The 23,118-nt window shown below is 64.5% G+C and carries 20 protein-coding genes and 1 pseudogene; 13 read left to right on the top strand and 8 right to left on the bottom strand.

Translation table 11 applies throughout. The annotated features are described in order from the left end of the window. The first annotated feature begins 118 nt into the window (after positions 1-118). Entirely contained in the window at positions 119-661 is a 543-nt protein-coding gene (locus QZH52_RS34570; RefSeq protein ID WP_301815786.1) for a LysR substrate-binding domain-containing protein, read from the top strand. Positions 662-1,287: 626 nt separating this feature from the next. On the opposite strand, the gene QZH52_RS34565 is transcribed toward QZH52_RS34570, so the two are convergent. Further along, positions 1,288-2,430, bottom strand: a complete 1,143-nt coding sequence (locus QZH52_RS34565) for an IS110 family RNA-guided transposase (RefSeq protein WP_301815779.1) — start codon at positions 2,428-2,430, stop codon at positions 1,288-1,290. Positions 2,431-2,775: 345 nt separating this feature from the next. Here QZH52_RS34565 and QZH52_RS34560 point away from each other — a divergent pair, with 345 nt between their 5' ends. Further along, the gene (locus tag QZH52_RS34560) at positions 2,776-3,780 is read left to right on the top strand and encodes a Mu transposase domain-containing protein (protein WP_301815784.1); all 1,005 of its coding nucleotides are present in this window, start codon (positions 2,776-2,778) and stop codon (positions 3,778-3,780) included. A 211-nt stretch (positions 3,781-3,991) separates the two neighbouring features. On the opposite strand, the pseudogene QZH52_RS34555 reads toward QZH52_RS34560, so the two are convergent. The 5 genes and pseudogenes from QZH52_RS34555 to QZH52_RS34535 all read right to left on the bottom strand — a co-directional run. Then, positions 3,992-4,234, bottom strand: a pseudogene (locus QZH52_RS34555) (IS481 family transposase); the annotation flags it as partial. 393 nt (positions 4,235-4,627) lie between these two features. Next, on the bottom strand, positions 4,628-5,257 hold the full coding sequence (locus tag QZH52_RS34550) for a hypothetical protein (RefSeq protein WP_301815778.1): 630 nt from the start codon (positions 5,255-5,257) through the stop codon (positions 4,628-4,630). A 296-nt stretch (positions 5,258-5,553) separates the two neighbouring features. Beyond that, a complete protein-coding gene (locus QZH52_RS34545) occupies positions 5,554-7,041 on the bottom strand; it encodes an NAD-dependent succinate-semialdehyde dehydrogenase (RefSeq protein ID WP_436411661.1) in 1,488 nt (495 codons plus the stop codon). Between the two features lie 32 nt (positions 7,042-7,073). After that, a complete protein-coding gene (locus tag QZH52_RS34540; protein WP_301815775.1) occupies positions 7,074-8,297 on the bottom strand; it encodes an iron-containing alcohol dehydrogenase in 1,224 nt (407 codons plus the stop codon). Positions 8,298-8,302: 5 nt separating this feature from the next. Beyond that, a complete protein-coding gene (locus QZH52_RS34535; RefSeq protein WP_301815774.1) occupies positions 8,303-9,328 on the bottom strand; it encodes an Ldh family oxidoreductase in 1,026 nt (341 codons plus the stop codon). Between the two features lie 102 nt (positions 9,329-9,430). Here QZH52_RS34535 and QZH52_RS34530 point away from each other — a divergent pair, with 102 nt between their 5' ends. From QZH52_RS34530 to QZH52_RS34510, 5 genes are all read left to right on the top strand, one after another. Beyond that, a complete protein-coding gene (locus QZH52_RS34530) occupies positions 9,431-10,126 on the top strand; it encodes a GntR family transcriptional regulator (RefSeq protein ID WP_366919357.1) in 696 nt (231 codons plus the stop codon). Positions 10,127-10,137: 11 nt separating this feature from the next. Beyond that, positions 10,138-11,769, top strand: a complete 1,632-nt coding sequence (locus QZH52_RS34525) for a sugar ABC transporter ATP-binding protein (protein WP_301815772.1) — start codon at positions 10,138-10,140, stop codon at positions 11,767-11,769. Beyond that, positions 11,766-12,761 carry an ABC transporter permease gene (locus tag QZH52_RS34520; protein ID WP_301815770.1) on the top strand — a complete coding sequence of 332 codons (996 nt, stop codon included), beginning with the start codon at positions 11,766-11,768 and terminating at the stop codon, positions 12,759-12,761. Before QZH52_RS34525 ends, QZH52_RS34520 begins: the two co-directional genes overlap by 4 nt. A 110-nt stretch (positions 12,762-12,871) precedes the next feature. Then, on the top strand, positions 12,872-13,825 hold the full coding sequence (locus QZH52_RS34515; protein WP_301815768.1) for a substrate-binding domain-containing protein: 954 nt from the start codon (positions 12,872-12,874) through the stop codon (positions 13,823-13,825). Between the two features lie 71 nt (positions 13,826-13,896). Further along, a complete protein-coding gene (locus QZH52_RS34510; RefSeq protein WP_301815767.1) occupies positions 13,897-14,490 on the top strand; it encodes a DJ-1/PfpI family protein in 594 nt (197 codons plus the stop codon). A gap of 48 nt (positions 14,491-14,538) precedes the next feature. Here QZH52_RS34510 and QZH52_RS34505 read toward each other — a convergent pair whose 3' ends face one another. Continuing rightward, positions 14,539-15,414, bottom strand: coding sequence for an alpha/beta hydrolase (locus QZH52_RS34505; RefSeq protein WP_301815765.1), 876 nt, complete (start codon positions 15,412-15,414; stop codon positions 14,539-14,541). Positions 15,415-15,574: 160 nt separating this feature from the next. Beyond that, positions 15,575-16,303: an ABC transporter substrate-binding protein gene (locus tag QZH52_RS34500; RefSeq protein ID WP_301815763.1), complete on the bottom strand. Its 729-nt coding sequence runs from the start codon at positions 16,301-16,303 to the stop codon at positions 15,575-15,577. A gap of 269 nt (positions 16,304-16,572) precedes the next feature. Here QZH52_RS34500 and QZH52_RS34495 point away from each other — a divergent pair, with 269 nt between their 5' ends. From QZH52_RS34495 to QZH52_RS34470, 6 genes are read left to right on the top strand one after another with little or no spacing between them, the layout of a single operon-like run. Beyond that, the gene (locus QZH52_RS34495) at positions 16,573-17,544 is read left to right on the top strand and encodes a Bug family tripartite tricarboxylate transporter substrate binding protein (protein ID WP_301815761.1); all 972 of its coding nucleotides are present in this window, start codon (positions 16,573-16,575) and stop codon (positions 17,542-17,544) included. Between the two features lie 23 nt (positions 17,545-17,567). Then, positions 17,568-18,503 (top strand): LysR family transcriptional regulator, encoded by a 936-nt coding sequence (locus QZH52_RS34490; RefSeq protein ID WP_301815758.1) that lies wholly within the window; start codon positions 17,568-17,570, stop codon positions 18,501-18,503. A gap of 48 nt (positions 18,504-18,551) precedes the next feature. Further along, entirely contained in the window at positions 18,552-19,421 is an 870-nt protein-coding gene (locus tag QZH52_RS34485) for an amidohydrolase family protein (RefSeq protein ID WP_301815756.1), read from the top strand. Positions 19,422-19,427: 6 nt separating this feature from the next. Next, positions 19,428-20,363 (top strand): amidohydrolase family protein, encoded by a 936-nt coding sequence (locus QZH52_RS34480; RefSeq protein WP_301815754.1) that lies wholly within the window; start codon positions 19,428-19,430, stop codon positions 20,361-20,363. Positions 20,364-20,376: 13 nt separating this feature from the next. Beyond that, positions 20,377-21,366, top strand: coding sequence for a Bug family tripartite tricarboxylate transporter substrate binding protein (locus tag QZH52_RS34475; RefSeq protein ID WP_301815752.1), 990 nt, complete (start codon positions 20,377-20,379; stop codon positions 21,364-21,366). Positions 21,367-21,397: 31 nt separating this feature from the next. Then, positions 21,398-23,095 (top strand): thiamine pyrophosphate-binding protein, encoded by a 1,698-nt coding sequence (locus QZH52_RS34470; protein WP_301815750.1) that lies wholly within the window; start codon positions 21,398-21,400, stop codon positions 23,093-23,095. Positions 23,096-23,118: the final 23 nt, after the last annotated feature.

The following is a 23,118-nucleotide window of genomic DNA, read 5'->3' as shown; positions in this document are numbered from 1 at the left end:
CATGCGAGATCACCGAGCTTCGTACTTCCACTTCCATCGTTTGCTCCTTGGAGTTGATGGGTGAGGAAAATTCGACGACCACAGATGGGGATTATTGGAAGACCACTGACACCCGGCTATCGCGGTCTACGTGCTTGACTCGCTCAACCAGCAGGCCACCGCGCGGGTGGTGAGCGGCGAGGCCGACCTGGGCATCGCGCCGCAGCGCCAAACGCCGCCCGAGCTGACGCAGCAAAGCCTCTTGCGCGACCGCATGCGCCTGGTGTGCCGCCCCGACCACCCGCTCGCCGCGCGCAGTCGCGTGAGCTGGCCCCAAGCGCTGCAGCATCCTTTCGTGAGTCTCACGCCCGACTTCACGAACCGCCTGCAGGCCGATCTCTTCAAGCACTCAGCCTCGCTCGCGCTGCACCCGACGCACGAGGTCTCGTTCATCACGACCGCACTCGGCATGGTGAGGGGCGGCTTCGGCATCACAGCCCAACCGAGCCAGGCCTTGCCGTTGCTCGAGTCCTTTGGCCTTGTCTCGCGGCCGCTTCTGTCGCCGACCGTTGATCGCCACCTGTCGCTCTTCTGTCCGCGCGCGCGAGCCTTGTCGCCCGCAGCAGAAAGCTTCAAGGACTTTCTGATCGGAGAGCTATTGGAGTCCGAAGACGGCCAGTGAATTAGTAAAAATTCTCGGGGAAAGCTCTCTAGTTCTTCTAGGTTGAGTTCTTCGACGCCGAGCACCCCACCAAAACCCATCCACAAAAACCCACGAGCTGCCGCTTCGTAATTCATTGTGCAACAAGTGACTGCCGGCCATTTCGCCGTACGCAAGAGATGAACTAAATCGGCCTCCAGAGGCGAACCGTAAACTTTGCATCTCTCGTCTCCTGCTCGAAGCGCTTCATGACTAAAGGACCGTGCCCTGGAACAATTAGACGAGGGTCTGTTGCGAGTTCGATAACCCGTCCAAATGCCTCCAACATTTGGTCCGGCCTGTATAGAATCGGAAAAAGGTTCTCCGATTCGAAATTTTCGTAAAAATGGAATAAATCAGAGGCCAGAACAATCCACAGGACTCTTTGAGGTCCGAGTAGGCACTCGAACAAGCTTCTATCCGTGCGGGACGTTGGAGTCCGACACCACATGCAGCATGCGCGCCAGATGCGCTGGCAATCCCCGATTACCGACGCGCCCCTTCTATAAGAACGGTTGCCGTATGGCGACCCACGGGTCTTACGGGCGCGTCGACCTTTGATCATGATGTTGGCGTTGTGTTGGTTGTTCGGTGTGTCCAATGTTCGCTCAGGCGTGAGCTGTGGTCACCTTCAGGTGAGCACCCGCCGGGATCTCGCCGTCCTGTAGATAGCGCCATAGTGCGATGGCCAATCGCCGTGCCAAGGCCACGATGCCCACGCGACGCATGCGCTTTCCCGCACCGGCGAAGCGCCGGTTGAACCACTGCGCCAGCGCGCTGCCGGGCTGTAGGCGTACCCAGCTCCAAGCCAGTTCCACCAGCAAGCCTCGCACTCGCCTGTTCCCGGCCTTGCTGATGCCTTGCTCAATCTCGCTGCTGCCACTGGCATACGGCGTGGGCACCAAGCCTAGGCTGCCTGCGAGTTCGCGCCGGTTGGCGAAGTGACGCCAGCCGAACACTTCCTTCACAAGGACCCAGGCGCCCTTGGGTCCGATCGCACGCAGTCGTGTGAGGTGCGCGACGAGCGGCTGCTTACCCTCGGCCAACTCCTTGCAGCGCGCAGCTTCGACCATGCGGACTTGCTCCCTGACCAACTTCAGGCGCGCTCCCTCTCGCTCGATCTCTGCACGCAATTGCGACGGCACCTGATCGCGATGACGGTCCCACCACCCTAGCCAATCGCGTCCCCCAATGACGATCCCCGGCCGCAGGTTGTGCAGCACCAGCAGCGATCCGATGCGGTTCGTGTGCGCGATGCGCTCCTGCGTCAGGCGTTGCAGTTCGCGATGCACACGGCGCGCGTCTTCGTCCTCGGGGCTCGGTTCGCGCAGCACCGACCAGACGTGCTCACCCGCGTGGTGGCGAACGAGCATGGCCAATAGCTTGTCCGCATCGAGCCGGTCGGTCTTGGCTCTCCGTGCGCGTCGGTTGACCTCGATGCTTGCCGCGTCGACCACGATGTTGTCGACACCTAAGTCGCTCAACCAGCGATGCAGCCACCAACCGTCACGCCCAGCCTCGTAGCAGCTGTGAACCTGCGCCCTGGCGCCCGTGTGCAGCCGCGCAGCGGCCTTGACGATGCAATCAGCCACGGCAGCTGTATCGCCGGCAGCGACTGTGTAGCGACTCACGCAGCGCCGGCTATCAGCGATGCTCATCTGCCAACGCTTGTCGCCGAGTTCGAAGCTCATGTACAGATTGCCGCCCGCGGCCGTATCCTTATCGCGTAGGACTGTTCGGGTCGTCGTCATTTCCATACTCCTTTGCAACAGAGAATCGGAAATACGGTTCTAGCTCGTTGAGCCGATTTGGCCAGTCCTACATAGCATCTACAAGGGCCTTGCGAAGAACGAGGCGCAGCTGTTCAGCCTTGTTCGGGCTGGCCAATCTGGTCATCGCCAAGAGCTCGTTGCTGGTCGCGCATGGCCGAGGTGCGTCTTGAGCACCGAAAGTGGCCTCGAAAGAGGCGCAAAACGCCCGGTGGGCAGACCTCACGGCGCGACGTTGACCGGAATCGCGACCGCATCGTGTCGTGATGTCTTGAGATCCGACGACGTCATTCATTGATCAGCATCTCCCTAGAGGAGGCAGCCACCTTGCCCGGCAAACGCATATCGGATCATCAAGTGACCAAGTACAAGGAACTACGCGGCAAGCACAGCCGGGAGGTGGCGGCCGCCAAGGCCGGGGTAAGCGTAGCCAGCGCGCGGCGCATCGAATCGGCGGTGCTGCTGCCGTCCCAGAAGCCGGCGCGCAACTGGCGCACGCGCGCCGACCCGCTGACGGAGGTGTGGACGGCGGAGGTCGTGCCGATGTTGGAAGCCGCTCCTGGGCTGATGGCGGTGACGGTGCTGGAGGAACTGCAGCTTCGCTACCTGCAGCGCTTTGACGGCGCGGTGTTGCGCACCCTGCAGCGCCGCGTACGGCAGTGGCGCGCCGAGCACGGTGGTGATCGCGAGATCTTCTTCGCCCAGGAACATCCGCCTGGCCGGCTTGGCCTGTCGGACTTCACGGTGTGCGACGAGTTGGCCATCACGGTGGACTTCGAAGAGGTCGACGCGAGGGTCAGCAAGTTCGGCCTGATCAGCATCAAGGCCGCCCATTACAGCGTGCCGTCCAGGCTGGTGGCCCATCGACTGAAGGTCCGGCTGTACAGCGCCCACCTGGAAGCTTGGTTAGGAGGCGTGAAGGTGTTCGAGTGCGAGCGGCTGCGCAGCAGCGCTCAGACCAAGCATCCCAAGCGCATCGACTGGCGCCACATGCTGCCGTCACTTCGACGCAAACCCGGAGCCTTCGCCCGATGGATGCTGCGCGATGCCATGTTCCCGCGCAGCGAATACGCCCAGGCCTGGGAGCGGATGAGCCAGCGGCTGAGCGAGCGGGAGGCCTGCCGGTTGATGGTGAACCTGCTCGATCTGGCCGACCGGGCCAATGTGGTGGCCGAGCTCGCCGGGATCCTCAGCGCCCTGGACGAGCGCAACGAACTCCCCGACATCGAGGTGTTGAGGACGCAGTTCGCACCGCGTCCAGCATTGATGCCGTTCGTGGAGGTCATGTTGCCGACCACCGCGGTGTACGACGAACTGCTGGAGGCCTCATGAACACGATCGCATCCGCGCGCAGCGCGGCCGATGCAGCGCGTCTGCCCCTCATGTTGGGAGAACTGAGGCTTCCCACGATGAAGCGGCTGTGGGCCGACCTGGCCGAGCAGTCCAACCGCGAAGGCTGGCCGGCGGAACCTTCCTGGGCGTGCTGCTCGAGCAGGAGGTCAACGAGCGCGAGACGCGCCGGCTTGCGCGCGCACGCATCGACATACAGCTTCGCGAAGGCGACCTTGTTGTAGGTATCGACGAAGGTCTGCTGGTACACGCGCCCCACGTCCTTGAGGGTGCCGACGTAGAAGGTGTCCTGGGCACCGCAGTAGCCGGGACACTCGGACTCGAACTCGCCGTGCGACTCCTTGTCGAGCTTGGCACGCTCCAGCGCGGCCAGTTGCGATTCGGTCAGGACCAGGCCTTCCTGGGCGGACTTCGCCTCCAGCGCCTTCAGCCGCTTGGTCCCTCGAATCGCTCGAACCCGGCAGCCGTGCGAGCGCCTTCGCCGATCTGGATGTCCCCGCATTGAAGCGCTGCCGCTGCAGCCGTGGGAGTGGGCCGCGTTCTAGAGCGTGCGGGCCCACATCGATCACCACATCAAGATCGACGGTCTCAGATCGGCGGTGTGGTCGCGTCGGTATCGCGCGAACGAGCGCAACGCGGTCGTCATGGCCTGGGACCGCCTCGTATGCCGATGCGCCGCTCGACGCTGGACGAACCCCACGACGTCGGCGGCGCACAGCTCGTCGAAGTTAATCCGTCCATTGCCGTGAAGTGTAGTAAAGACGCGCCTTTTGCGAAGTAGGGTTGCTACCGCATGTCAATGCGTCCCTGCCTGCCCTCGCTTGTGTATTCATCGCAGCAACTCGGGTAGCAGCGCGACGACCCGTCTCCGAGCGATCATCGTAGCGACGAGGACTCGGCTTCGCTGGTCGATGATTGCCATTTTCTTGGGCAGCAATGCGATGATGTCGCGCGGGCGCTCGACTTGGCGGCTGATCTCGAAGGCAGTCAACCACCGCACGATCCCCGTCGCGGGATGCAGCGGCTTTGCAAAGAGTGCGGCGGGATGCCGGCAACCGCACCAGTGCATCGCCGCAACCAACCACGCCGCGGCGTCAGCTTGGCCTGACGCCACCGTGATCGTCGTCCTGTCCAGATCGAAAGCTCGAATCTTCCGCTTGATCGCCCCACGTTGCGTGCGCGGCAAGCGCGCCCATGACGTGCGCAGCAGCCGACGCATCAGCCGCTCGCAATCGCGAAGCAATTCCTGCGACTCTGTCAATGTCGAAGCGGCGGCCGTCACGCAAAGCACGGTTGGCGCCCTCCCCTGCCACGTACTGCCCGGTTGTATTGGCCTCGACAGCACGCGGCGCCACAGGCGAATCAGGCTGTCGCGGTCGCTGACCTTCGACGGCGCCGTACCGACCCGCGCCGATCGTCCTTCGCTCTGTTCGCTGGGCGCCACCTCGGGTGCTGGCATAGGCTCCGGCACCAGTATCGGAAGCACCACAGCTACACCTGCAGCCGCACTGTCTGTTGCGCCGCCACGTAGCCCGACTCCCGCACGGCACGCTCCCAGTGTGCCGGGTCAAGCTCCAGACCTTTGGCATCCTACAGCGGACCGTTCAACAACATCGACTCCACCGCCCGGGTGAAGCAGTCCATCGGGATCTCCGCCGGCCCGTGGAACACCAGCTTCATCCACGTGCGCGCCGGGAGGGCATGGTGGCAACTCGCCCAAGGCAGTGGCTTGCAAGACTGCTTCAAAGTCCTCTTTCACAAACTCGTGGCGATGTATTTCGCCTCCATGAATTCCGCAACGCCGTGACGCTGGCCGCCTTCTCGGCCCAAGCCGCTTTGCTTTACGCCACCGAAGGGGGCAGCAGGGTCGGAGACCAGGCCGCGGTTGAGCGCGATCATTCCCGATTCGATCCGCCCGCACACCCGCAGGCCACGAGCGAGATCGCGTGTGTAGACGTAGGCAGCCAATCCGTACTCCGTGTCGTTGGCCAGCTCGATGGCTTCGCCTTCGGTATCGAACCGGCTGATCGGCGCCACGGGACCGAAGATCTCCTCGTGGGCCATCTCAGCGTCGCGCGGCACGTTCGTGAGCACTGTGGGGCGGTAGAAATACCCCGGTCCGTCGTGCGCTTCAGCACCACAGAGGACCTGCGCTCCGCGGCGCACCGCGTCCTGTACCAGGCGATCGATCTTCTGCACCGCCCTGCGCGTGATCATGGGCCCGCATTCGGTTTCCGCCTCGACTCCCGATCCCACACGGACCGCTGCCATGCGGCGCGCCAGTCCGCGCGCAAAGGCATCGTGGATTCCCGATTGCGCATAGATGCGGTTGGCGGCCGTACACGCCTCGCCCGCATTGCGCATCTTCGCGATCATCGCGCCATCGAGCGCAGCCTCCAGATCCGCATCATCGAAGACGATGAACGGCGCGTTGCCGCCGAGTTCCATCGAGCAGGAGACCACATGTTTGGCAGCTTCCGCGAGCAGCGTCCGCCCCACGCCCGTCGACCCTGTAAAGGAGAGCTTGCGCACCCGGCGATCCGCCAGCATCGCGGCCGTCAGAGGCCCAGGCGCAGACGTAGTCAGAACATTGACGACCCCGGGTGGAACGCCGGCTTCCTCATAAAGCGCAGCCAGGGCGTAGGCCGTGAGCGGCGTCTCGCTCGCCGGCTTGAGGATCACGGTGCAGCCGGCCGCCAATGCGGGCGCGATCTTGCGCGTAGCCATCGCCGCGGGGAAGTTCCACGGCGTGATCAGCACACAGATCCCGACAGGTTCGTAGTCGACGATGATGCGGTTCGTCCCGGACGGCGCGGTACCGAATTCGCCCGAGAGACGGACCGCCTCCTCGGCATTCCAGCGGAAGAACTCAGCCGCGTAGGCCACCTCTCCCCGCGCGTCGCGCAGCGCCTTGCCATTTTCGAGGGAGATGAGGGTCGCAAGCGACTCCGCTCTTTGCGTCATCAATTCGAAGCAGCGACGCAAGATCTCGGAGCGGCGGCGCGGCGCGGTTGCGCGCCACCCAACAGCTGCGTTAGCAGCAGCATCGACTGCAGCGGCAGCGTCCTCGACGGTGGCGTCCGGGACCGATGCGATCAGCGCCTCGGTCGAGGGGTCCACGACATCAATGCGACGGCCACTCGTGGCGGACCGCCATTGGCCGTCGATGTAGAGGTCATGGCGCACATCCGCCAGAACCGCGGGAGCAAGCGGAGATTGGGTTTGCACAGAAGAAGCATTCATGGTCAAGGGAATGGGGAGGAAGGTTTCAGGGTTCAGCATGCCGCGGCCTGGAGATCGCCGTCGAAGGCGGCCTGCACGAGGCGGCGCATGGCTGCGGCGTCGAAAGGGCGAGGATTGTTCTTTATCAGGCGCTCGATCCCCATCGCCTGCTCGGCAGTCCATGCGATCTTGTCTGCCGCAAGGCCCAGTTCCGCCAGCGTGGTCGTGATCCCGATGGCCTTGAAGAGGCGACTGACTTCCTTGATCGCCGCGCCCGCCTGGTCCTGCTCGTCGCCGCTCGCTTCGAGGCCGAGTGCGCGACCGATCTGCGCCAACTCGGCACCGGCAGCCGACCGGTTGAAGCTCATCACATAGGGCATCAGCGTCGCGACGCCGAGCCCGTGCGCCGTGTCGGTCAGTGCCCCGGCGGGGTACTGCACCGCGTGGGCTGCTGCGGTCCCGGCCGTGCCGAAGGCGCACCCCGCAGCGAGTGCGCCCATCATTACGTCTGCGCGGGCTTGCTCGTCGCTGCCGTTGGCAACCGCTTTCTCGAGGCTGCGGCCAAGCAGTTGAATCGCGAGCAGCGCGAAATGGTCGCTCAACGCGTTCTTGCCAATGAAGACGTGGCGCTGCGGCAACTCGGCGGTGGCTTCGCGATGCGCGGCGGTGAATGATTCGATCGCGTGCGTCATGGCGTCGGCCCCGGCGATGGCCGTCAGACGCGGTGGACAGGTCATGGTCAGTTCGGGATCGCATATCGCGGCGACCGCGATCAGGTGGGGGCTCGAAATGCCCACCTTGAGCGTGCGATCGGGATCGCTCACGACCGCCACCGGGGTGACTTCCGATCCGGTGCCGGAGGTCGTGGGCATGGCGATGACCGGCAGCACGGGCCCCGGCACCTTGAACTCGCCGTAGTAGTCCTGCAGGCGGCCGCCATGGGTGAGTAGCAGGGACACGCATTTGGCCATGTCCATGCAGCTGCCTCCGCCAATGCCGATGACCATGTCCGGCGAGAAGGCACGTGCCTCTTCGGCGTTGACGCCGACGCTGTCCAGCGGAACGTCCGGCTCCACGTTGTCGATCAGGCGTACCTCGATATTGGCTTCATCGAGTGCGGCCATCATCAGTTTGAATTCAGGCGTTGCGGAGAATCGCGCGTCCGTGCAAACGAGCGCGCGCCGGCCGTGCTTGCGTGCCACGGCGGCGAGCGCATGGCGCTGTCCCTTGCCGAACAGGATCTCGGGTGGCAGCCTCAGGGCGGCAAAAAGAGTCATGGTCATCATCCTTCGAGGTTGAGAGAGGTGGAACGGTCCAGGGCCTGCAACTCGGCCCACAGTGCGGGGTCAAGGTCGAATCCGCGCATCAGCGCCTCACTGCGCCGCTGTTGCGCCAAGTCGCCCGGCACGCGCACGGGTGAGCGGGCATCGGCGCTTGGGGATGCGCGGATGACGTCGAGATAGTCGGCCAGGCGTGCCAGCAGGTCGGGCGAGTCAGCGGGCTCGATCACGATCAGCACGTCGCCCTTGTTGCATACGGCATCGGCGTCCAGCGTGCCGCGCACGTCCGGCGCCAACGCCGAGCCCGCCATCGCAGCGACCCATAACTCGATCGCGATGCCCAGCCCGTAGCCCTTTGCGGCGCCAAACGGCGTCAGCGCGCCTGCACGCGCCTGAACCGGATCAGTGGTGGGCTGGCCACTCGCGTCGAGCGCCCATCCCTCGGGGATCGGCTGGCCCATGGCCGCATGGTGGTGTATTTTTCCCATGGAGACGATGCTCGTGGCCAGGTCCAGCACCAGCGGGCTTCCGGCAGTGGGAACGGCGATGGCGATTGGATTGGTGCCCAGCAACGCGCGCGTACCGCCATGGGGATGTACGAGCGCCTCGCTGGAGGACATCGCGATACCGATGCGGCCCCCGGCGGCGACCTGTTCGACGTACCACGCCAGCATGCCGAGGTGGTTGCTGTTGCGGACGGCCGCCACCGCGATGCCGGTTTGCGACACGCGCTGCTCGAGTTGACGAATGGCTGTCATCGCGACCACCGGGCCGAAGCCGTCCTCGCCCTCGACGTCGAGCCTCGCCGAAGCTGTCCAGTGGTGTAGGCCCGTCGCGCCAGGAGCCAGCAAGCCTCTGTCGATGCGCGCAAGGAGGCGCGGCAGGCGCAGCAAGCCGTGGGACGGATGGCCCTTGAGTTCCGCCTCGACCAGCGCGCGCGCTTGGAGCGCCGCGTGCTCGGGCGGCGCGCCGTGCGCCTCGAGCAGCCGGCTGGCCAGATCAAAAGCGCCTTGTTCGGAAATTTTCAACTTGCGTCCTTAAATACGATCCTATAGGATATAGTATCTGATCGGTCGCGTCATCTCGCTCGTTGCCGCGAAACTCGCGATCAGTTCATTCAGGAGACAGCGTTGGGCACTATCGCCATTCGAAACGAGGACGCCGCGCATCGGGCCACCCCGATCCACCGGGCCAGCTTGGCCGGGGACGTCTACGAGGCCATCTTCAACCAGCTGATGGCACTGAAGATCGCCCCGGGCGAGCGCATCACGGTCGACAACCTCGTGAGGGAGTTGAACGTCTCGCAGACGCCGATCCGCGAGGCGCTGGGCCGGCTCGAAGGCGAAGGGCTGGTGGTCAAGCAGCATCTGGTGGGCTACCGGGCTGCGCCACAGATCACGCGGCGTCGATTCGACGAGTTGTACGAACTTCGCCTTTTATTGGAGCCGGACGGCGCGGCCAAGGCGGCTGCCGCGATGGATGCACAAAAGATCGAGAACCTGCGCGAGGCTGCAGGGGTCATGGCCAACGCGGGTGACGCGGACGAGCGCCTGCGTTACTCCACGTTTGCACGCCAGGACGAGGTCTTTCACGACCGCATCATGCAATTCGCCGGCAACGAGCTCATCCGCCAGACCCTCACCTACCAGCACGCTCACTTTCACATCTTCCGGCTGATGTATCACCGCCGCGTCACCGAAGACGCCCTGGACGAACACCAGGCGTTGCTCGACGCCTTTGCCGCCCGCGATCCGGACGCTGCCGCGGCAGCCATGCGAACGCACATCGAGCGCTCGCGCGACCGTCTGCTGCCGGCCTTCGATTGAGCTCCCGATCCATGTCCGCACAGATGCTCGAGCGCCCATGGTCGCGCCTCGTCACGGTGTCACCGCGAGTCGGTGAAGCCGCCCTCGACGCCTCGCCCGCCGAAGGAACCGCCGCCCCACTGCTGCGCACGCACGAACTCGGCAAGCAGTATGCGGGCGTGACCGTGCTCAGCGGAGTGACGCTCGACATCTTCCCCGGCGAGATTCACGCGATCATCGGCGAGAACGGCGCCGGCAAGTCCACGCTGATGAAGCTTCTGTCCGGCCACGTGGCACCGAGCGATGGTGAGATCTTCCTCGACGCCAGGGCGGTGAGCTTCAACGGGCCGCACCAGGCGCAGGACGCGGGCATCGTGCTCGTGCACCAGGAGATTCTGCTGGCGGATGGCCTGACGGTGGCCGAAAACGTTTTCCTCGGTCGCGAACTGACGCGCCACGGCATGGTCGACGATCGGACCATGCATCGGCTGGCCGCCCGGAAGCTTGCTGAACTGGGTTGCCATGCCTCCCCGCGGGCGCTCGTGCGTGACGTCCCCCTGGCCGACCGCCAAATGGTTCAGATCGCCCGGGCGCTGCTCGACGAGCACCGGATCGTCATCTTCGACGAGCCCACGGCCGTCCTGACCGGCGAAGAGGTGGATCGGCTGCTGCGCATCATCTTCCGGCTCAAGTCGCAGAACATCGCGGTGCTCTATATCAGCCACCGACTGGAAGAGGTGCAGCGCCTCGGCGACAAGGTGACCGTGCTGCGCGATGGCCGAACCGTGGGTACGTATCCCGGCCACAGCCTGAGCCAGCCGGACATGGCACGGTTGATGGTGGGGCGTGAACTCTCCGCCCTCTACCCGCCCAAGACCGGTGTGCGGGGCGAGCCAATCCTGCAGGTGCGAAGCGCGAACGTGCCGCGGCTGGTTCACGATGCTTCCTTCGTCGCGCATCGCGGCGAGGTTCTCGGCTTTGCAGGAATGATCGGGGCCGGCCGAACGGAACTGTTCGAAGGGCTGCTGGGATTGCGTCCGGCAAAGGCCCAGGTCGAACTCGATGGCCGATCCGTTCACATCCGATCGATGCGTGAGGCGATCGAACTTGGCATCGGCTACCTGACCGAAGACCGCAAGGGCAAGGGCTTGCTGCTGCAGGAGCGACTCGCACCCAATCTTACGTTGTCGGCACTCACGCGGTTCCATCCCGGGGTCTGGCTGCGCCAGCGCCGTGAAGCCGAGGGGCTGCAGGAAGCGGTCAGCACGTATGACATCCGCCTCAAGGGCAAGAGCACCCGCGCAGGCCAACTGTCCGGCGGCAACCAGCAGAAGCTGTTGCTCGCGAAGGTACTGCTGACCGATCCCTCCATCGTTGTCATCGACGAACCTACCCGCGGCATCGATATCGCCAACAAGGCTCAGATCTATGCCTTCATCCGGGAGCTGGTCGCACGCGGAAAGGCCTGCATCGTCATCTCTTCCGAGATGCAGGAACTCATCGGCGTTTGCGATCGCGTCCTGGTGATGCGCCAGGGTCGCATCGTCGGCGAGGTGAGCGCTGAGCGCATGACCGAACACAACATCGCACTGCTTGCCACTACCGACGGTGCGCTGGCTGCCGACGCCGCAAACCCGAGCCCCATCAAAGAGGACGCCCCATGAACGCCATCACCCAGGACGCGCCGCTGAGGCAGGAACGCGAACTGCATATCAACTGGACAGAGGCCGGCCCTTTCGTTGCCTTGGTCGCGTTGCTCGCCATCGGCTTTCTGATCAACAGCGACTTCCTCTCCGCCACCAACCTCGCCAACGTGATCGCACGCAGCGCGTTCATCGCGATCATTGCGGTGGGCGCGACATTCGTCATCTCTTCGGGTGGGCTCGATCTCTCGGTCGGCTCGATGGCCGCGTTCATTACCGGCGTGATGATCATGCTCATGAACCGGATGGCGCCCGAATGGGGCGTCTGGGCCATCCCAGCAGGCATGGCCGTCGCACTGCTGGTGGGCCTGGCCTGCGGTCTTTTCAACGGATTGATCATTACAGTCGGAAAGATCGAACCGTTCATTGCCACGCTGGGCACGATGGGAATCTTCCGCTCGCTCATCACGTACATGTCCGACGGCGGCACGATCCCGATCGACGCCTCGCTGCGCAATGCTTACCGCCCCGTCTACTTCGGCACAGTGGGCGGCGTGCCCATCCCGATCCTGGTCTCGCTCGCAGTCGCTGCGGTAGGCGCCTTCATCCTTTACCGGATGAAATACGGACGCCGCTGTGCCGCAGTGGGCGCCAACGAGGACGTGGCGCGCTACTCGGGCATCTCGGTCATCAAGACGCGAACCATCGCCTACATGGTCCAGGGCGTCTGCGTGGCAATCGCCGCGATCTGCTACGTACCACGCCTCGGTGCGGCCACGCCGACGACCGGGCTGCTGTGGGAACTCCAGGTGATCACCGCGGTGGTGATTGGTGGAACCGTCCTGCGCGGCGGCAAAGGCCGCATCTGGGGCACGCTGGCCGGTGCCGTGGTGCTGGAACTCATCGCCAACCTGATGGTGCTGTCCGACCTGGTCTCCGAGTACCTGGTCGGCGCCGTGCAAGGCGCAATCATCATCATCGCGATGCTGGTGCAGCGCCTCTCGAAGAAGTAGACCGTCGAGAGCTCTCGAACAACCAGTTTGTGAAATTGCCCCGTGTCCGGACCACTCGGGTGCACATGATTCAGGTCCATGCATCAATCTACACAGGTTAGAGGTGACAAATGATGAAGTCGAAGTGGATGGCCGTTGCGGCGTTGGCAGCGCTGCTGGCGGCAGGTGGTGCCTACGGCGCCGACAAGAAGGTGATCGCAGTTTCAATTCCAGCAGCCGATCACGGCTGGACTGCAGGCGTGGTCTACCACGCACAGGCTGCGGCCAAGGAGATAAACAGTGCCTACAAGGATCAGATCGAGGTCGTGGTCAAGACCTCGCCCTCGGCATCGGCACAGGTCAGCGCGCTCGAAGATCTTTCCGCCGGGCGCAAGCTCGCGGCGCTGGTGATTCTTCCACACACCTCTGAAGAACTGACGCTGCCGGTCAAGGCAGTCAAGGAAAAGGGGACGTTCGTCACCGTCGTCGATCGCGGGCTCAGTGATCCGACCATCCAGGATCTCTACGTGGCAGGCGACAACATCGCCGTGGGCCGCAACACCGCGAAATTTCTGGCTGACAAGCTCGGCGGCAAGGGCAACCTCGTCGTGCTTCGCGGGATTCCGACGGTGATCGACGACGAGCGCATCAAGGGCTTCCAGGACGGCATCAAGGGATCAAACCTGAAGATCCTCGACATTCAGTACGCCGATTGGAACAGCGACAAGGCCTTCAAGCTGATGCAGGACTACCTGGCCAAGTATCCGCAAATCGACGCGGTGTGGGCCAACGACGACGACATGCTCTTGGGCGTTCTGGAAGCGATCAAGCAGTCCAAGCGCAAGGACATCAAATACGCATTGGGTGGCAACGGCATGAAGGACGTCGTCAAGAAGGTGATCGATAACGATGCCCTGACGCCGGTGGAGACGCCCTATCCACCCTCGATGATCAAGACGGCCATCTACTTGACCGTGGCGAACCTTGTCGGCAAAGCGCCCGTGCGTGGCGCGCTCAAGCTGGATGCACCGCTGATCACGCAAAAGAACGCCAAGGAGTACTACTTCCCGGATTCACCGTTCTGAGTTCGAACCGACCATTCCCCAAGAAGCGACACGAGTCGCTTTTCGTTTTTAACCACAAGGAGCGCAACACCATGCCAGGCAAGAAAATCCTCATGCTTACCGGCGAGTTCACGGAGGAGTATGAAATCTTCGTCTTTGAGCAAGCCATGGAAGCCGTGGGTCACACCGTTCACGTCGTCTGTCCTGACAAGAAGGCAGGTGATCTGATCAAGACCTCGCTGCACGACTTCGAAGGTGACCAGACCTACACCGAGAAACTGGGTCACTATGCGGCGATCAACAAGACCTTCTCAGAAGCGGAGACCCAGCTCGACCAGTACCACGCCGTGTACTGCGCCGGTGGCCGTGGCCCCGAATACATCCGCACAGATAAACGTGTGCAGGCCATCGTTCGGCATTTTCATGAGAAGAAGAAGCCCATCTTCACCATCTGCCATGGGGTGCAGATCCTGATCGCAGTCGATGGCGTCGTGCGCGGCAAGAAGGTCGCGGGCCTTGGCGCGTGCGAGCCCGAAGTGACGCTGGCCGGTGGCACCTTCATCGACCTGTCGCCCACCGACGCCTACGTGGACGGCACGATGGTCTCGGCCAAGGGATGGACGGCGCTGGCCGCCTTCATCCGCGAATGCCTGAAGGTGCTGGGTACTGAAATCCGACACGAGTGACGCGACGCGTTCGACGCTGGCAAGATCCCCTCAGCGTCGAGCATGCCCTCAACGCGCGGCACCACCGGCCATGCGCTCGAGGGCGGCGCAAAGCATGCTGTCGCCATGCTCGAAGCCCCTGATCGCCGTGAAGTGATCCTCGTCGGGCTGCACCATGAGCTCCGCCTCGTTGCCGACTGCGAGCCACGCCTCGCCCATCGCCGTCGACTGACGTTGAAAGGCTGCTTGTTCCAGCGAACCCCAGCTCAGCAGCACAGGCGTAGGGCACCGGCGAACGCGGCGCACCGGCGAGTTGCGCAGGACGCTCGCCTCGTCGAGCTGAATCGATGGCTGTAGATAGCTGTAGCGCAGCGGCGCGATGTCATACAGACCGCTCACGAGCACCGCACCCGAGAATGGATCATCGGATAGTCCATAGTCCTCTCGCCACGCGGTGCACAGCAGCATCGCGCCCAGATGGGCTCCTGCCGAATGGCCTCCGATCACGATGCGTCCCGGGTCACCACCGTAGTCGGCAATGTTTCGGATGACCCAGGCTGCCGCAGAGCGCACCTGCCGCACGATCTCGTCGAGCGTGACCTGCGGGCACAGCGCGTGGTCGACCAGAACGGTGGTGAAGCCGCGCGCGTGCGCGCCGAAGGCCACCTGCGTGAAGTCGCGTGCGGCGTTCATGCGCCAGTAACCGCTATGGACATAGAAGAAGACCGGTGCGCCGGGCCGTTCGGACGCCACGATGTCCAGCGTCTCTGCCAGTGTCGGGCCGTAGGGCACTTGACCCCGATAGCCCAACTGCTCGCGAGCCTGTTGGCTTCTTTGGACATAGTGCTGTAACGAAGCGTTCAGATCAACGGCGCGCAGCCGCGGGTTGTACGACTCATCGATTTCTTGCTGGCTTGCAAAGCCATGAGGGAGGTCAAGGGGCATGGAGTATTTCAACCGAAGGCGCGGCACCCTTCATCAGTGAAACCACCAGCGCCAAGCGATCACACAGAAAGCTCTCGACAACCGGCGCGAGCTTGACCTCCGCGTGAGTTCCGACAGTTCAGTCTCAGGGTCTGCACCGGGTGAAGGCCGAGTGGAAGCTCTATGGAGCGAGCACGGCATCGCCCTGGCCGCTGCTGCGCAGCGCCTCTGCCAGGAAGCCGCTGGTTTTGGTCTCTGCGATGAGATCGTTCAGCCAGCGAAGGGCCGGTGCGCGGCCCTTCGGCGTACCGATGGCCTGGTCGACCCGCATGTACGCATCGCCGAGCACGCGCAGGCCAGGGTATTCGGCAGCAAGAAGGGAGAGCGGTTGCCGCACCGATGCCATCGCGTCCAACTTGCCGTCCATGAACAAGCGGAACGAAGCCTCCGGACTGTCGGCGCAGACCAGTTCCGCATGTCTCAGATGTCGTCGCAGATAGAGTTCGTAAGCCGACCCGCGGGATGCCGCAATCCGGATGCCGGGCCTGTCGACGTCACCGGTCGAGCCGAAGGGCGAATCGCAAGGGACCAGATAGGTGCCCTGGATCGTGACGTAGGGGGACGTGAAGTCGATCTGCGTGCCGCGCTGAGGATCGATCGCCAAAAAGGCGACGTCCCAGGCGCCGCGCTCCACCAAGGCGTCGAAGACCTGGCCGGCGGCGTCGAAAGTCACCAGGTCGAGCGGAAGCCCGAGCCGGGCCGCCATTTCCCTGGCCAGCGTTACCGAGACGCCCTGGGGTTCGCCGGTCGGAAAGCGCTGGGCAAGCACGATGTTTCCGAAATTGATTGCCGCGCGCAAGCGCCCCGAAGGCGCAATGCTGTCGATCAGCTGTTGGTGGTTGTCATCCATGGTCGTCTGGCTCGCAAAAAGAGGCTGCGGGGCATTCTGATGCGCTTCCTCGCCCCCTCACCCACGACCACCGACTAGCTGGTATGCAGGGATCGACGATCGCCCGCCACGGGCAGGAGCAAGCTAGCTGCCTTCTGCATAGCAGCTAGTTTGGAAGCGCGGATCCTGAAGGGCCGACCGCACGCAGAATAGGCCATTCGTCCAAAGTGCTCCCATGCGATCGCCAGCGAAGCACGCCGCCGCGTGCAGTCAACATCGAGACATCTGATATGAAGAAATCGTTCGGAAAACTGATCGGCGCCGTGATCCTCTTCGCTGCCGCGCATGCGGCAGTTGGCCAGACGGATGGCGTTCCGAGTGGCCCGATTCGCATCGTCGTACCGGTCTCGGCCGGCGGCACTGTGGACATCGTGAGTCGCACCGTGGCGGCGGGGCTCCAGAAGAGCCTGGGCCAGAGCGTGATCGTGGAAAACCGCACCGGCGGCTCCGGAGTACCGGCCACGCTCAACGTGATCAATGCACGGCCCGATGGCACTGCACTCTACATGGGCACCATCGGCACGGTCGCCGTCAATCCGCACCTGATGCGCAAGCCGCCCTATGACCCGATGCGTGACCTGGTGCCGATCTCGCTGGTCGCCGACGTGCCCGGCGTGCTGGTGGTGGCGGCCTCGTCGCCCTTCAATTCGGTGAACGACCTGATCGACTACGCCAAGAAGAATCCCGGCAAGCTGAACTATGGCTCGTCGGGCAACGGGACCTCCTCCCACATGTCGGCCGAGCTCTTCAAGCAGGACGCCGGCCTCGACATCGTTCACGTGCCCTACCCCGGCGCGACGCAGGCGGTGCTCGACCTCATGGGCGGGCAGGTACAGCTCTTCTTCGACAACATCATCACGGCGTTGCCGCAGATCAAGGCGGGCAAGCTCAAGCCGCTGGCCGTGACGGCCTCGAAGCGCTCGCACTACATGCCCGAGGTGCCCACCATCAGCGAATCGGGCGTTCCGGGGTACAACGTGACGGGCTGGTTGGGCCTGATGGCGCCGGTCGGCACGCCCGATGCGGTCATCCGCAGGCTCAGCACCGAGGTGCAGCAGATGGTGCGCACGCCGGCCATGAAGGCGCAGATCGTGGGTGCCGAGACCATCGGCAGCACGCCGGAAGAGTTCGCGGTCTATCTCAAGGCGGAGAATGAGCGCTGGGCAGGCGTGGTCAAGGCCTCCAACATCCCACTGAACTAGGATGCAGAAAAAGAGGTGAACACTTGGAGATCAGGCAACTCGAATGGTTCGTGACTGTTGCCGACCTGGGCAGCTTCACCAAGGCGGCGTGGCTGCTCCAGGTGCCCCAGCCGGCCCTGAGCCGCCAGGTGCGCGCGCTCGAGATCGAACTGCGCCAGACCCTGTTCCACCGCAACGGCCGCGGCGTCAGCCTTTCCGAGGCCGGCAAGCGCTTCCTGAGCCACTGCCGGGGCATCCTGGTGCAGATCGAGCGCGCCCGCACGGAACTGGACAACTCGCGCGACGAGCCTTCCGGCGAGGTCGCGCTCGGCTTTCCTCATTCCATCGCCCGCCTGATCACCATTCCCACCGTCTTCGAGTTCCGGAGGCAGTTTCCGCTCGGATCGCTGCGCGTGACCGAGGGTCTGACCTTTCACCTGCAGGAGTGGCTGCTCGCCGGGCGGCTGGACATCGCCCTGCTCCACGACCCCGTGCCGACGCCGATGCTGGAAACCCTGCCGCTGCACGAACAGAATCTGTACGTCGTCGGATCGAGCCGCACCAAGACTCCGCTGCCGCCCACAATCGAGCTCGCAAGGCTGGCTGAACTGCCGCTCGTGCTGCAAGGGCGCCCTCATCCGATGCGCATGCTCCTCGAGACCCGCCTGGCCAACATCGGCTGCAAACTCCGGATCGTCCAGGAGATCGACGCCATCGCCGGCATCGTCGATCTGGTCGAGGCCGACCTGGGCTTTGCAGTGGTGAGCATCAACGCGATCCCCAAGGGCGCGGCCAAGCGCTTCACGAGCCACAAGATCGTCTCGCCCGAGCTCAAGAGCGTGCTGGTGCTCGCGCATTCCGCGGAGCGGCCCCTGACCAGCATTGCGCGCAAGACCATGTTGATGCTGAGGCAGCAATTGGCCATTTCGCTCGCCAGGAGTTCTGCGGAAGCTGCTATGCAGATGACGGATAGCAGCTAGTCCGGGAGGGCACGATGAAAGCGCGGCGCCGAAACGAGAATGGCTGCCATGTCGCAGTACCTCACGCCGCCGCCCGATTACGCCCCCCGCAAACCCAGGATGAAAGTGCCCAAGGGCGCATGGGACACGCAGATCCACCTGTTCGGCCCCGCCTCGGAATACGCCTTCGATCCTGACAGCCCGTACTACTCGGACGAAGTCTCGGCCGAGTCCGCCATTGCGATGCAGGACCAGTTGGGCCTCGCCCGGTCGCTGCTCGTGAGCGGCGGCGGCTACGGACTGGACTATCTGCATCTGGAGCACACGCTGGCGCGCTACCCCGACCGGTTCCGGGGCGTGATATTCCCTTCTGCGCAGACCGACGACGAAGAACTGGCTCGCCTGCATGCCATGGGCGTGCGCGGCATCCGCTTCGTGAGCGACCGGCGCGCCAGGAACCTGCCGCGAATCCAGCCTGACGTGGCCGCCCGCGTCAGGCAGTTCGATTGGCCGGTGCATTTCTACCCGCACGGCATCGATCTCGTCGAGTACTCCGACGCCCTGATGGCGCTGGACTCCGACAAGATCGTGATCGACCACCTCGCCAGCGTGCCCGCCGCGGGCGGGGTCGACCAGCCTGCCGTCAAGAAGCTGCTCGAGATGCTCGACACCGGCCGCGTCTGGGTGAAGCTGTCGGGCCCCATGCGCTGCACTGATGAGGAGCCGCCCTACCCTTCCGTTGCGCCGATCGCGAGCGCCCTGGTCAGGCATGCGCCCGAGCGGATGATGTGGGCCTCCGATTGGCCGCACGTGAACATGGTCGGCCGCACCATGCCCAATGACGGTGATCTGCTCGACCTGCTCGCCGAGTGGGCGCCCGACGAGGCCGACCGGGAGAGGATCCTGGTGACCACGCCCGAAGCCCTCTACGGCAACTGAGCTGGCATGAGCAACAAGCCGTCGGAGTTCGTCATCACGGACTCGCAGGTGCACTTCTGGCAGCCGCACAGCGAAGCCCGCCCCTGGCCCGCGGACCAACTGCATTCCAAGTCCTTCCTTACCGTGCCGGGGGCCCGCGCGCATCGCGCCGAGCCCGTGACGCCGCAGGAGTTCCTGGCCGTGATGGATGCATGCGGCGTCCAGCGCGCGGTGATCGTCCCGCCTTCGCCGGTAGGCGACAACAACGACTATGCGCTCGAGTCCGCCGCGCTCTGCCCCGACCGGCTGGGCATCATGGGCCGCTTCGACCCGTCGCTGCCCGATGCGCGCAAGTCGCTGGAGGGCTGGCGGCTCCGGCCGTCGATGCTGGGCATCCGCATGACCTGGTACAAGCCGAAGTGGAGCCAGTGGCTCGACGACGGGTCGATCGAATGGTTCTGGGAAGGCTGCCAGCGGCTCGGCATCCCGGTGATGATGCTGATGCCGGGCATGCTAGACAAGCTGCCGCGACTTGCATCGCGCTATCCCGATCTCACCCTGATCATCGACCACATGGGCCGCGCGAGCCAGTTGCGCGACGACGAGTGTTTTGCAGACCTCGACGAGATGCTGGCGTTCGCGCGCTTTCCGAATGTGTCCGTCAAGGCCTCGGCCGCGCCCTGCTACAGCACGCAGCCCTATCCGTTCGCTAATCTGCGGCCTTACCTGGAACGCATCTTCGATGCCTTCGGCCCCTCGCGCCTGATGTGGGGCTCCGACTATTCGCGGCTTCCCTGCACCTACGCGGAGTGCATCGACCATTTCACCCGTACCTTGGATTTCCTGGGCCCCGAGGACAAGGAATGGGTGATGGGCAGGACGCTCGAAAAGCTCCTGCGCTGGCCGGTGGCCGCCGCGCTTCAGGTCGGCAGCCGACCCCCAACGAAGCGATCCACATCTTGAAAAGGACAACCCCATGAGCGACCCTCGATCGACCCGGTGGCTGGCGGCCCTCGCGCGCGCCTGCCTGCTGAGCCTCGGACTGGCGGCTGGCGCACAGGCCTGGGCGCAGTCCTATCCCAACAAACCGGTTCACATGGTCATCCCGTTCCCGGCGGGCGGCGCGCTGGACATCCTCGGCCGGCTGATCGGCGAGCGGCTTTCCGTGCAGCTCAAACAGCCGGTGCTGGTCGAGAACCGCGCCGGCGCGGGCGGCAACGTCGGCGCCGAGTACGTGGCCCGCGCCGCGCCCGATGGCTACACGATCCTGCTCGGCTCCAATCCGCTCGCCACGACCGCGCTCTATCCCAACCTGAGCTTCGACGTGTTGAAGGATTTCGCGCCGGTCGCTTACATCGGCTACGCGCCTCTCATCCTCGTGGTTGCGCAGGATTCGCCGGCCAAGTCGCTCAAGGACGTCATCGACGCGGCCAAGGCTGATCCGTCGAAGATCTCGTTCGCCTCGGCGGGCTCGGGCAGTTCGGGCCACATGGCGGCCGAACTCCTCAAGTCGGTGTCGCAGGCGAACATGCTGCATGTTCCCTACCGCGGCGGCGCGCCGGCGTTGGTCGATCTGATCGCGGGACGCGTGTCGTTCATGCTGCTCGATCCGCCGCAGTCGCTGCCGCACATCAAGAGCGGGCGGCTGCGCGCGATCATGGTCGGCAGCCCGGGCCGCTTCGCGCTGCTTCCCGAGGTCCAGACCGCCGCCGAGGCAGGCTACCCGAACCTCGAGCCGGTCGTCTGGTGGGGCTTCGTCGCTCCGGCGAAGACGCCGCGCGACATCGTGCTCAAGCTCAATGCCGAGATCCAGATCGCGCTCGCCGACCCCGGCGTGCGAGCCCGGCTGGCCGAATTGGGCGTGAGCTCCGAGCCGAAGACGCCCGAACAATTCGGCGCCTACGTCAGGACGGAGACGCTCAAGTGGAACGATCTCATCAAGAAGACGAACTTGCGCCTCGAGTGACGACGCGCGGCAGGCCATCCAAGGAAATTCAATGTCGGAATCTGTTCAAGGCACGCGGAGCGGCGCGAAACTGCTCGTGGACTGCCTGGAGCGCCAGGGCGTCGATCGCATCTTCTGCGTGCCTGGAGAAAGCTACCTGGCGGTGCTCGACGCGCTGGTCGACCAACGCGACAAGATGGATCTCGTGGTCTGTCGTCAGGAGGGCGGCGCCTCGAACATGGCCGACGCCTACGCCAAGCTGACCGGAAAGCCTGGCGTCTGCTTCGTGACGCGCGGGCCGGGCGCAACCAACGCATCGATCGGGGTCCACACGGCCTTCCAGGACTCCACACCGATGGTGCTCTTCATCGGCCAGGTCGCACGGGGATTCCGCGACCGCGAAGGCTTCCAGGAGGTTGACCTGGAGGCAATGTTCCGCCCGCTCGCCAAGTGGACAGCCCGGATCGACGACGCCCGGCGACTGCCCGAGTACGTTCATCGGGCATTCCAGACGGCGCTCAGCGGCCGGCCAGGGCCGGTGGTGCTGTCGCTGCCGGAAGACATGCTGACCGACCTCGTCGACGCATCGACCGGCGCCGGCAAGCGGGCACATCCGGTGCCGTCGGCGCCCACCGCCGATGCGCTGGAGCACTACGCCACCCTGCTCTCGCGAGCGAAGCGCCCGCTGATGATCGTCGGCGGCGGAGAGTGGTCGCGGCAGGTCGGCGACGACGTGCTCGCGCATGCGGAGGCGCAGCAGATCCCGCTGTGCGCATCGTTGCGCTGCCAGGATTTCATTCCCAACAGCCATCCGCTGTATGCGGGCCATTTCGGCATCGGCGCGGAGCCTTCGCTCACCAAGCATCTGCAGGAGGCCGACCTGGTGATCGTCCTGGGCGCGCGGCTGGGCGAGATGACGACGGCCGGTTACACCTTGCTGGAAGCGCCGCAGCCCCGGCAGGCGCTGATTCACATCTATCCGGAGCCCTCGGAACTCGGCCGCGTGTACCAGGCCGACCTGCCGATCAATGCCGGCGCCGCACCGATGGCGCGTGCGCTGCGCGCGCTGGCACCGTCGGAAGCCGCAGTCGACCGCGCCGACTGGTGCCAGTCGCTGCGCGCCGACTACGAAGCATCTTGCGTCGCGCCGGATGGCGTGCCGGGCGTGGACTTGGCGGCCATCGTCCAGCAGTTGCAGAAGGCCCTGCCGGCGGACACCATCGTGTCGAACGGCGCCGGCAACTACACTGGCTGGATCCACAAGTACTGGTCGTTCGACAGCTTCCGCTCGCAGCTGGCGCCGACCTCGGGCGCCATGGGGTACGGCGTGCCCGCGGCAGTGGCCGCGAAGCTGACCTATCCGGATCGAAGCGTGCTATCCGTCAGTGGTGACGGCTGCTTTCTCATGAATGCGCAGGAGCTCGCCACGGCCGTGCAGTATGGGGCGCGGATTCTCTTCATCGTGGTCAACAACAACGCATTTGGGACCATTCGCCTGCACCAGGAGCGCGAGTACCCGACGCGGGTGTCCGGCACGACGCTACTGAATCCGGACTTCGCCGCGCTGGCGCGTGCCTTTGGCCTCGCCGGGGAGCGAGTGACCGACAACGCCTCGTTCGGTGAGGCGCTGAACCGGGTCCTGGCCAATCCCGTGGGTGGCCTCATCGAGATCGTCACGGACGTCGAGAACCTGTCGGCCCGCAGCACCTTGAGCAGCGTTCGAAACGCTGCGCTGGCGCGACAGGCATGACGGAGTACAAAGCAATCGAGCTT

It is taken from the genome of Variovorax ginsengisoli, from assembly GCF_030486595.1.
Taxonomy (GTDB): domain Bacteria; phylum Pseudomonadota; class Gammaproteobacteria; order Burkholderiales; family Burkholderiaceae_C; genus Variovorax; species Variovorax ginsengisoli_B.
Note: the sequence above shows the minus strand (reverse complement) of the source record. Positions and strands in the feature narration are given on the sequence as shown.